General features: G+C 52.7%; 2 protein-coding genes. One reads left to right on the top strand and one right to left on the bottom strand.

Annotated elements, in window-relative coordinates; genetic code table 11:
• Positions 1–77 precede the first annotated feature (77 nt).
• Positions 78–1,715, bottom strand: coding sequence for a transposase (locus tag C446_RS02875; RefSeq protein WP_006671557.1), 1,638 nt, complete (start codon positions 1,713–1,715; stop codon positions 78–80).
• A 513-nt stretch (positions 1,716–2,228) separates the two neighbouring features.
• Here C446_RS02875 and C446_RS02870 point away from each other — a divergent pair.
• Positions 2,229–2,819: a helix-turn-helix transcriptional regulator gene (locus C446_RS02870; protein ID WP_006671556.1), complete on the top strand. Its 591-nt coding sequence runs from the start codon at positions 2,229–2,231 to the stop codon at positions 2,817–2,819.
• Positions 2,820–2,901: the final 82 nt, after the last annotated feature.

The following is a 2,901-nucleotide window of genomic DNA, read 5'->3' as shown; positions in this document are numbered from 1 at the left end:
GTGAAATCGTCCTCATGTTCGCCATCATCAACATAGAAAAGCTCTGTGAGCCACTCTAACCCTCATTCAGCAGCTATTCAACAAAGCACTTTGAACCCGTTCTCAATGATCCATCGATCACGATAGCCGTTGATGAATCGTCGTAGGTCCGCCGGATCATCGCCCTGGTGGTTCGTCGCGAAGACGACCCGGTCAGTTTCCTTGTCCTCGATATCGTCTTTGTCCCACTTCCCGATCGCCACGAGCGTCGTGTGAGCATTTCCACTGCCGCTGTGGTGATCGCCGAAACCGTAGTTCCGCTTGATGCTCAGCGGCGTATCTCCCTCTTCGAATCGGTGATCGATTTTATATCGCTCCTCGAGTACCTCACGTTTCACACGCTTTCGCTCTTCCATCTTCACGACGTACTCGACGTCGAACCGGTCGGCGGTCCTGAACCCGTGCCCGTAGTGGAACTGGTTATGAACCTCTGAACAGCGCCCGTAGGCGGCGTCCATATACACTGTGTCCACGACCACGAGGTCCTGCGCTCGCTCGACGAACTGACTGACGTGGCCGGCGAGTTCTTCACCGCTTCGCCCGTCAATCGGTTCGACGCCGTAGATCATCGGACAGGTATGCTCAGCGAATGCCGCAGCGGCGAACTGAAAGCCGTATTCGATATCCTCGTCTTGCTTTTTAGTGCCGTTCACCCACTGCACACAGTCCCGTACGCGCTTGGCAGCAGCCCGTTTATTTGGGTCGTCGAAGTTCGCGTGCTTGATGTCCGCTGGGTCCTCGCCGACGATCGGCTCGAGGTCCCACTCTTCGATCGCCTCTTTCACTTCCGACCGCTCGCGAGCGCCCCAGTCATCGTTGTCGGGATCGGCGATCGTTTCGAAGCTGAACGTCTTCCCGATACCGGTGTACTCGACGGTCGTCACGTCGATTGCAATGTCAACGGGCCGGTCGTAGAGGCCGATATCCTGTGCCCCGCCAACCATACTCTCGATTGCGGCGTCGAACATCTCGAGCATCTCCTCGAGACGTAGCCCCTTCATGTGGTCGAAGAAGGTCTTGCCGTGGGGCAGTTCGCCGTCTTCTGGACAGGCGTAGATATCGAAGACGTCGCCGCCACCGTAGACGCTCGAGTTCGTCAGCCCGCAGTGGGCGATCACCTCGAGAAAGAGGTTCTTGCGGATCTCCTTGCTCTTCCCGCACTGGAAGGTGATATTCGGCCAGACGTGGCGCATCAATTCGTTCACCAGCCGCCGGATCTGCTGTTTCGTGAGGCCGTCCGGGTCGAGTTCTTCTTCCGACTCGCCTGGATTTAGGTCCTCGTCCTCGCTCCACAGCTCATGCATCTCGACGAGGTAGGTGTGTCGACGGCAGTAGGCTTCGACCTCGTCGGCGACGTCCGTGATGAACTGCTCCGCTCGAGCGAGGAATCGACGATTCGCACACCGGGTAATCGTCGTCTGATGAGGCGTCTCTGGCGTGTGATACACTTGGAGGGCAGGATACTCGTTGTCGTCACCGAAGTCCGGTTCGAAGCCCAGTGTGAACGCGATCGTGGGGTTGCGCTCGAGGAAGTCCGCGAGATCCTGGTGATAACGGATTCCTCGGAGTTCGGCGTAGATGAACGACCGGAGCATTACCTCGAACTCGTAGATTTCTGGGTGGTCATCCCAGTAGGGATCGTTGAATTTCTCGAGTGGGATATTCGCGTTTGTCACGGCATTGGCCACGTCGATCTCGTCGTTGAGATCGTCGATAATTTCGTGGGCGGTGGTGAGAGCAGCTTGATGGGTAGAGTGTTTTGGATCAACTGGATCAGCAGAGTAGAAACTATTATACGGGTTTTCTCCAGGCTCTCGGGAAATGTTATCTAGGTCAATCGAGTTTAATGTTTCACGGTTGCGTTCCTCCCACGAACGAGAATCAGCAGAAGTGGATGCAGTAGAAAGAGAGGGGTTTTGTTCCGGGAATCTGTTTGTCATTACCCCATACTTTCCTGAGTTCGAATAAAAAGTATACGCTACCAGAGTGAAAGTATAACCCATTACCATCGATTGGGTATTCGACAACACGTGGTTTCTTTTCCGTTGCTTGACCTGTTGATTATGCGCACAGGGCACGAATGTCGTACGTTATCTAGCCTGACTATGCCATATTGAACACCACAATTTTAGTTAGCTCTTATCGTTATCTCCATTAGCTATAAGTGTATTTTCACAATACATAGAATCATGGATGCGGAGAAAGCGCACGCCGCCTACATGGTCCTCCACAAACGGTCGTCGATATTCAAACGACTCATCGATGGCCCGGCTTATCAAAACCAACTGGTCGACGAAGTAGACGCCTCACAGTCGACGGTTTACCGTGGGCTCAAACAACTCGAAGATCACAATCTAGTCAAAAAACAGAATGGTATGTATGCACCAACGACGTTTGGCGAAATCATCTATACACAGTATGAGCGGACCGATGAAATCGTCCAGACGTTTGTAGAATCGAAGCAATTACTCGAAACAGGACAGGAGATTGGATCGGTTCTTGATCCGTCAGTCGCTCTTGATGCAACGACACTTGTAATCGGGAAGACGAGACCAGATCGTGTGTACGAATATCTTGAAGAACAAGTCTCTGAAGCGGCTAAGATTAGCGGTGTTGTGCCAACTATTTTCTCGGCTATGGTAGAGACGTATTTGACTCAGGCGACAGCGAACCAACTGGATGCCGAATTTGTTTTCGGAAAGAAGGCGACTGAACATGTGCAAACGGAACTCAGTAACGAATTCAAAACACTCCTTAATACCGGAAACGCTCTTCTGTAGGAGATTGTTGATACTGCTCAGCTGTCGCTGTGGAATCGAAGAGAGCAAGGACACCGCGTCAGCGGTGTCCGTTAGGCATGAT

The organism is Halobiforma nitratireducens JCM 10879, assembly GCF_000337895.1.
GTDB classification, from domain to species: domain Archaea; phylum Halobacteriota; class Halobacteria; order Halobacteriales; family Natrialbaceae; genus Natronobacterium; species Natronobacterium nitratireducens.
The sequence above is the reverse complement of the archived record's forward strand: the minus strand, read 5'-3'. Positions and strand labels throughout refer to the sequence as shown.